General features: G+C 70.1%; 7 protein-coding genes and 2 pseudogenes. 4 read left to right on the plus strand and 5 right to left on the minus strand.

From position 1 onward, the window contains the following. Window positions 1–140 precede the first annotated feature (140 nt). Genes A5624_RS04675 through mca form a run of 3 tightly spaced genes read right to left on the minus strand, consistent with a single transcriptional unit; the run spans window position 141 to window position 3323 of the window. Entirely contained in the window at window positions 141–2156 is a 2016-nt protein-coding gene (locus A5624_RS04675) for a thioredoxin domain-containing protein (protein WP_066862286.1), read from the minus strand. Then, window positions 2143–2454, minus strand: a complete 312-nt coding sequence (locus A5624_RS04680) for a hypothetical protein (protein WP_066862289.1) — start codon at window positions 2452–2454, stop codon at window positions 2143–2145. Before A5624_RS04680 ends, A5624_RS04675 begins: the two co-directional genes overlap by 14 nt. Beyond that, complete coding sequence (gene mca / locus A5624_RS04685) at window positions 2451–3323, minus strand: mycothiol conjugate amidase Mca (protein WP_066862293.1); 873 nt, start codon at window positions 3321–3323, stop codon at window positions 2451–2453. The genes A5624_RS04680 and mca overlap by 4 nt, the downstream gene beginning before the upstream one ends. A 114-nt stretch (window positions 3324–3437) precedes the next feature. Between mca and A5624_RS04690 the strand changes: the two genes are divergently transcribed. Further along, window positions 3438–3872 (plus strand): DUF4307 domain-containing protein, encoded by a 435-nt coding sequence (locus A5624_RS04690; RefSeq protein WP_066862296.1) that lies wholly within the window; start codon window positions 3438–3440, stop codon window positions 3870–3872. Between the two features lie 220 nt (window positions 3873–4092). Further along, window positions 4093–4587 (plus strand): transcription elongation factor GreA, encoded by a 495-nt coding sequence (greA, locus tag A5624_RS04695; protein WP_066862299.1) that lies wholly within the window; start codon window positions 4093–4095, stop codon window positions 4585–4587. Between the two features lie 85 nt (window positions 4588–4672). Here the strand turns inward: greA and A5624_RS04700 are convergent, their stop codons facing one another. Together A5624_RS04700 and A5624_RS04705 are read right to left on the minus strand one after the other, a co-directional pair. Further along, window positions 4673–5833: a cystathionine gamma-synthase gene (locus A5624_RS04700; protein ID WP_066862302.1), complete on the minus strand. Its 1161-nt coding sequence runs from the start codon at window positions 5831–5833 to the stop codon at window positions 4673–4675. A gap of 11 nt (window positions 5834–5844) precedes the next feature. Beyond that, the gene (locus A5624_RS04705) at window positions 5845–6492 is read right to left on the minus strand and encodes an RDD family protein (protein ID WP_197518920.1); all 648 of its coding nucleotides are present in this window, start codon (window positions 6490–6492) and stop codon (window positions 5845–5847) included. On the opposite strand from A5624_RS04705, the pseudogene A5624_RS28900 reads away from it, so the two are divergent. Then, window positions 6386–6670, plus strand: a pseudogene (locus tag A5624_RS28900) (CBS domain-containing protein); the annotation flags it as partial. The gene A5624_RS04705 and the pseudogene A5624_RS28900 sit on opposite strands and share 107 nt — an antisense overlap. A 121-nt stretch (window positions 6671–6791) precedes the next feature. Then, a pseudogene (locus tag A5624_RS28905) lies at window positions 6792–6967 on the plus strand (RDD family protein); the annotation flags it as partial.

Raw genomic sequence — 6967 nt, forward strand, 5'->3', positions numbered from 1 at the left:
AGCACGGCGCAGCCGGGCGCCGCGGGTCACCACCATCGACTCAGTGGTGATCGCCAGCACGGCGCAGCCGGGCGCCGGGGGCACTCCCCAGCTCCGCGGGGACCCCGCCCGCTTGCGGGGGACGGGTCACCACCATCGGCTCAGTGACCGGAGACACCCAGGGCGGCCGCCAGTTCGGGCGCGGTGGTGACCGGCAGGTCGCACACCTGGCCGCGGCAGACATAGGCGGCGTCGGCGCCTGCGACTCGGGGCCGGCCGGCCAGCAGCGGCGACGAATCCACCGGCCCGCCCAGCACGATCGCCCCGCCGGGCGCCAGCCGACGGGCCTCGGCCAACAGAGCCGACGCCGACGGATCGCAGGCAACCGCGATCTGCAGCGGCCCGCGCACCGCGGCTTCAGCGACGGCCAGCCAGTGTCCGGCCGACCGCGGCGCGCGCTCCAGCAGCACCGAGTGCGCGCCGAGCGAGGCGGTGACCGCCCGCAGGTAGCGCTCGGTGCGGTCGCCGTCGACCAGGTGCGCCGCGGTCAGTAGCGCCTCGGTGATCGACGACGCCCCCGACGGGGTCGCCCCGTCCAGCGGGTCGGCCGGCCGCAGCACCAACTGCTCGGCATCGTCGGCGGTGTCGAACCAACGACCGGGCCGCTGGGGGTCGGCGAAATGGGCCAGCGCGGTGTCGAGCAGCTCGGCGGCCGCGGTCAGCCAGGTGTCCTCGGCGGTGAGCTGGTACAGCGCGAGCAGGCCGGTGGCCAGCATCGCGTGATCCTCGAGGATGGCGGCGCTGTCGCCGACCACCCCGCCCAGGCTGGCGCGTCGCAACCGGCCGTCGACGACGTGCAAATCCAACAGCGTTCGCGCGCAACGCATTGCCGCCTGCGCCAATTCGGGTTCGTCGAGCGCCACGCTGGCCTCGGCCAACGCGGTGATCGCCAGGCCGTTCCAGGAGGTGACGACTTTGTCGTCACGCCCGGGCTGGACCCGGGCGCGGCGGGCCGTCAGCAGCGCGGCACGCACGCGCTCCAGCCGTTGCGAGTCCTCGGGATCGGCGGGGGCCTGCAGCACCGAGGTGCCGTGCTCGAACGTTCCGCTCTCGGTGACCGCGAAAACCCTTGCCGCCCAAGGGCCGTCGTCAGGCCCGAGCACCTCGTTGAGTTGCGCCGGTGTCCACACATAGGTCGAACCCTCGCGGCCGTCGGCGTCGGCGTCCAGCGACGAGGTGAACATCCCACCGTCGGCCAGCTCGACGAGCAGGAACCGGGCGGTCGCCGCGGTGACCCGGCGCGCCAGCGGGTCCCCGGTGCGCCGGGCCCAGTGCGCGTAGGCGCGCAGCAGCAGCGCGTTGTCGTACAGCATCTTCTCGAAATGCGGTACCACCCAGGCGTTGTCGACGCTGTAGCGAGCGAAGCCGCCGCCGAGCTGGTCGTAGATGCCGCCGCGGGCCATCGCGTTGCCGGTGTGGGTCACCGCCGTAAGCGCCTCCGGTGAGCCGGTGCGCTCGAAGTGGCGCAGCAGCGCCTCGAGCAACGCCGACGGCGGGAACTTGGGCGCACCGCCGAACCCGCCGTGCACCGCGTCGCGGTCCTCGAGCACCGTGGCGACGGCGTGGTCGCACAGCTGCGGCGCTATGGAAGGACCACCGCCCGGCAGACCGGACGAGAGCCGGCGCAACTCGCCGGCGATGCGGTCGGAGGCCTCCTCGACCTCGCCACGGCGCTCCCGCCAAGTGGTCGAGACGGCCGAAAGAAGTTGCAGGAAACCCTCTTTCGGATAATAGGTGCCACAGAAGAAGGGGCGCCCATCCGGCGTCAGGAAGCACGTCATCGGCCAACCGCCGTGCCCGTTGAGCGCGACCGTGGCGTTCATGTACACCGCGTCGATGTCCGGGCGTTCCTCACGGTCGACCTTGATGCAGACGAACCCGGCGTTCATCGCGGCGGCCACGTCGTCGTCTTCGAACGATTCGTGGGCCATGACGTGGCACCAATGGCAGGCGGCATAGCCCACCGAGAGCAGGATCGGCACGTCGCGCTCGGCGGCGGCGGCCAGCGCCTCGGGGGTCCATTGCTGCCAGTGCACGGGGTTGTCGGCGTGCTGGCGCAGGTATGGACTGGTCGCCAGCCCAAGGGTATTCGTCGCTGCCGGGTCAGCCGGGCTCATCGCCGGGTCCCGCGGCGCGCGGCGGGCCGCCCCCGTCGTCCGGGGTGGTGGAGGGGTCGACCGTGTCGGTGCCCTCGTCGGCGGCCTGGTCGGGTTCCGGGTGCTTGGGATCGAACGATTCCGGCACCTTCTTCAGCTGCCGGTTCATCGACCGGATGAGAAACAGCGTGGCGATCACCAGCAATACGACGATGAGCAGCCCGACCGGGCTGGCCTTGCCGAAGTCGGGACCGGTGTGGTGTGGGGGCCCGTCGGCTTGCCAGCCGGCGGCGGTCACGACGAGAAAGAGGTGGTTCACGCGTCGCTCTCGATCCCGGCGAACAGGTCGTCCTCGGGCAGCGACACCGGGACCCGCGAGCGGGCCAACTCGAATTCCTCGGTGGGCCAAAGCCGTTGCTGCCAGGCGATCGGAGCGGCGAAGAAGTCGTGGTCGGGGTCGATCTGGGTGGTGTGCGCCCGCAGCGCGTCGTCGCGCTGGCTGAAGTACGCCGAGCATTCGACCCGCGTGGTCACCCGGGACTCGAACGGATCGTGCGCGGCGTCCCAGTGCTCGAGCCACTTCTTGAACGGCGGTTCCTGGCCGTGCTTGACGGCCTCGTCGTGCAGCAGCTGCATCCGGGCCCGCAGGAACCCGTGGTTGTAGTAGAGCTTGGACACCGACCACGGTTCGCCGGCGTCGGGGAAGCGCCGGTAGTCGCCGGCCGCCTCGTACGCGCCCACCGAAACCTGGTGGCAGCGAATGTGATCGGGGTGGGGGTAGCCGCCGGTCTCGTCGTAGGTGGTCATCACGTGCGGACGGAACTCGCGGACCACGCGGACCAGCGCCCCGATCGACTCCTCGAGCGGCACCAGCGCGAAACAGCCCTCGGGCAGCGGCGGCGGCGGGTCGCCCTGGGGCAATCCGGAGTCAACGAAACCCAGCCAGGTGTGCTCGACGCCGAGGATCTCGGCGGCCTTGGCCATCTCGTCACGGCGGATCTCGGCGATGTGTCCGTGCACCTCCGGCAGGTCCATCGCCGGGTTGAGAATGTCGCCGCGCTCACCGCCGGTCAACGTCACCACCAGGACGCGATGGCCTTCGTCGGCGTAGCGGGCCAGCGTGGCCGCGCCCTTGCTGGACTCGTCGTCGGGGTGGGCGTGCACCGCCATCAACCGCAATTCGCTCACGTGCTCCCTTTGTCACTTCTGGTGGTCGCCCGGTCTGACCCTATAATTCCAGTTCCTAGTTCGTTGCATGCTGTCGGCCGGTGCCGGGCAGCCCACCACCAGGCGAAATCAGCCATGACCGAAGCCCCGATTCCGCGTCCGGAGGCCCGCTATGGGCGCTCCCGGCTGTCGCGCGTCCCCCGGCGGTGGGTGATCGTCACGCTGGGCGCGCTGGTCGTGGTGGCCGGACTCGTCATTGCCGTCATCGGTTATCACCGGTTCGGCACCAGCGACGTCAAGGGGACGACGGCCGGCTATCGGGTGATCGACGACCAGACCGCGTCGATAACGATCAGCGTGACGCGATCGGATCCGTCCCGGCCGGTGGACTGCATCGTGCGGGTCCGGTCGAAGGACGGCAGCGAGACGGGCCGCCGGGAACTGCTGGTCCCGCCGTCGGATGCCGCCACCGTGCAGGTGACCACGACGGTGAAATCCTTCGAGCCGCCGGTGGTCGCCGACATCTATGGCTGCGGCACCGATGTGCCCGCCTACCTGCGCCCGGCGTGACCTCGCAGATCCACAGCGAACTGCGAATATGGGGTCATCAACTGTTTGCGCGGTGGTAACATGGGTGAATGCACGGTTCCGGTTGGGACCGTGTTGCTGCATTAGCGGACGTGAGCAAAACGGAGCGGCAGCACACGGGGAGGCACCCGCGCACACCGGGCGGCGGAGCTAACAGGACTCAACGCGGACTCGCGGAACAACATACGAGGAGCACGACGAGATGACGGACACTTCCGTGACCTGGCTGACCCAGGAGTCACACGACCGGCTCAAGGCCGAGCTCGACCAGTTGATCGCGAATCGTCCGATCATCGCCGCGGAGATCAACGACCGCCGCGAGGAGGGCGACCTGCGCGAGAACGGCGGCTACCACGCCGCCCGCGAGGAGCAGGGCCAGCAGGAGGCCCGCATCCGCCAGCTGCAGGACCTGCTCAACAACGCCAAGGTCGGCGAGGCGCCCAAGCAGTCCGGCGTCGCGCTGCCCGGTTCGGTGGTCAAGGTCTACTACAACGGCGACAAGTCCGACACCGAGACCTTCCTGATCGCCACCCGCCAGGAGGGCGTCAACGACGGCAAGCTCGAGGTCTACTCGCCCAACTCACCGCTGGGCGGCGCCCTGATCGACGCCAAGGAGGGCGAGACCCGCAGCTACGTGGTGCCCAACGGCAACACGGTCGAGGTCACGCTGGTCAGCGCGGAGCCTTACCACTCCTAGCCAGCCGCGTTAGGCGAGCGCCCGGCCAGCCGGGCGCGATCGCACGTGCGCCCGGCTAACAGGGCATTCGCGCTCGCGATCGCCGCTAGTGCAGGGCCTGCTCCAGATCGGCCAGCAGGTCGGCGATGTCTTCGATGCCGACCGACAGGCGCACCAGATCGTCGGGGACTTCCAATTGCGACCCGGCCGTCGACGCATGCGTCATGGCGCTGGGGTGCTCGATCAGCGACTCCACCCCGCCCAGGGACTCCGCCAGGATGAACACCCGGGTCTTAGCGCACAGGTCGCGGGCGGCGTCGCGGCCGCCGCGCATGCGGACCGAAACCATGCCGCCGAAGCCGCGCATCTGCCGCGCGGCAACCTGGTGGCCGGGGTGTGAGGGCAGGCCGGGATAGAGCACCGTGCCCACCGCGGGATGCCCGGCGAGGAATTCCGCAACGGCCGAAGCGTTTTCGCTGTGCCGCTGCATGCGCAGCACCAGGGTCTTCAGGCCGCGCATGGTCAGGTAGGCGTCGAACGGGCCGGGCACCGCGCCCGCACCGTTCTGCAGGAACGCGAACGCCTCGTCCAGCTCCTTGTCGTTGGTGACCAGCGCGCCGCCCACCACGTCGGAGTGTCCACCGATGTATTTGGTGGTCGAGTGCAGCACGATGTCGGCACCCAGCGTCAACGGCTGCTGCAGCGCGGGCGAGGCAAACGTGTTGTCCACCAACACCTTTGCCGAACTCTGCTGGCCCAGCTCGACCAGGGCGGCGATGTCGGCGATCGAAAGCAGCGGATTGGTCGGCGTTTCCGCCCAGATCAGTCGGGTTCGCGGCGTGATCGCGGCGGCGACGGCGTCCAGCTCATGCAGGGCGACCGGGGTGTACTCGACGTTCCACTGGGTGAAGACCTTGTCGATCAGCCGGAAGGTGCCGCCGTACGCGTCGTTCGGGATGACGACGTGGTCGCCGGGCCGCAGCACCGCGCGCAGGGCGCAGTCCGTGGCGGCCATGCCGGACCCGAAGGCCCGCCCGTAGGCGCCCTCTTCGACGGCGGCCAGCGCGGCTTCCAGCGCGGTCCGGGTCGGGTTGCCGGTGCGCGCGTATTCGAACCCGCCGCGCAGGGCGCCGACGCCGTCCTGGGCGAAGGTGCTGCTGGCGTAGATCGGGGCGTTCACCGCGCCGGTCGCCGGGTCCGGCCGATAGCCGGCGTGGATCGCTTTGGTGGCCAGTCCGGTGAACTCGTGGGGTGCGTCGTCGCTCATCGACGCTCAGCCTAGGTGACGGCCGGCCTCTCGGCGCCGTCGATCGGCAGGCACACCGTCGTCATGATCTTGTCCGCCAGCGTCTGGCGCTTCGAATCCCACAGCGGGAAAAGGAAACCGATGAAGCAGATGATCGCGTCGACGAAGTGCGCCAGCGCGCGCACCACCGACATCCCGAAGCCCAGCGGCTGACCGGTGACTTCGCTGACCACCTTGAACTTCAGCACCGACTTGCCGACGCTCGAGCCCGTGGCACCCTGCCGGTAGCCGTAGTTCCAGATCAAATAGAACAGCCCGATGATCGACGCCAGCCACTGCGCCACCATGCCGACGGTCGAGTTCTGGGTGGCGCAGTACTGGTTGACCGAGTACTGAGTGACGTCGGTGATGCAGGCGGTCTGCTGGGTGGCGACCAGGATCGCGGTGCCGATGCCGTGCACGACGACGTACGGGAGGATGTCGATGATGAAGGCCAGCGCGCGGGTCAGCCACGGCGTGTACTGCTCCGTCGGCAGCGTGCGGATCGCCGGTCCGGGTGGTGGGGGCGCGTAGCCGCCGGTGATGGCGGGCGAGGTGGCCGGCAGCGTCTCCGAACGCGAACTGCTGTCCGCGGTCTTCGAGGGGCGGGCGAAACTGGCCGACGCGGTGTCGCTGCACATGAGCCCCCCGTTGCCGATGATCGGCGCCGGCGAACTGGTCAGCGCGGCCGGCAAGGCGCTGCGCGATTGGGACGCGTTGATGGTGGTCGAGGAGGGCAAACCGGTCGGGGTGATCACCCGGTATGACTTGCTGGGTTTCCTCTCCGACGGGCCGCGGGGGCTGTCCGGGCGCCGCTAGCCTTCGATGCCGCGCGTGGCCGTCGGCGCGCGCCGCGCGTCTCGCCCGGCCGCGAGCCGCTCGGGTACTGTTTCCGCTGTCCCAGCCAGGGGCCCAGCTGACCCGGAGTGGAAGGTTGCCCATGACAGATCAACCGCCCGGCGGCGCTTACCCGCCGCCTCCCTCGTCGCCCGGGTCTGCGGGTGGGCAGCAACCGCCATCGGGTGGGCAGGAGAATCCGCCTACGCCGCCTCCGCCGCCGCCATCCGGCGGCGCGTCCTATCCGCCACCCCCGCCGCCGCCCGGCGGGTCCTACCC

Origin of the sequence: Mycobacterium sp. 1482292.6 (assembly GCF_001672995.1) — a bacterium.
GTDB lineage: Bacteria > Actinomycetota > Actinomycetes > Mycobacteriales > Mycobacteriaceae > Mycobacterium > Mycobacterium europaeum_A.